Genomic DNA, 263 nt, shown 5'->3' on the forward strand with positions numbered 1-263 from the left:
CTGGATACAAACACTTTAACATGAGAGTTTGATCCTGGCTCAGGATGAACGCTGGCGGCGTGCCTAACACATGCAAGTCGAACGAGGTAAATAAGATGAAGTTTTCGGATGGATTCTTATTTGCCGAGTGGCGGACGGGTGAGTAACGCGTGGGTAACCTGCCTCATACAGGGGGATAACGATTGGAAACGATTGCTAATACCGCATAAGCGCACAGTATCACATGGTACAGTGTGAAAAACTCCGGTGGTATGAGATGGACC

The 263-nt window shown here is 48.3% G+C and carries 1 rRNA gene; it reads left to right on the plus strand.

What is annotated here, in order from left to right:
- Positions 1-16 precede the first annotated feature (16 nt).
- Positions 17-263: ribosomal RNA gene (locus tag DWY93_RS16920) — 16S ribosomal RNA — on the plus strand; the annotation flags it as partial.

Origin of the sequence: Clostridium sp. AF28-12 (assembly GCF_003435225.1) — a bacterium.
Taxonomy (GTDB): domain Bacteria; phylum Bacillota; class Clostridia; order Lachnospirales; family Lachnospiraceae; genus Pilosibacter; species Pilosibacter fragilis.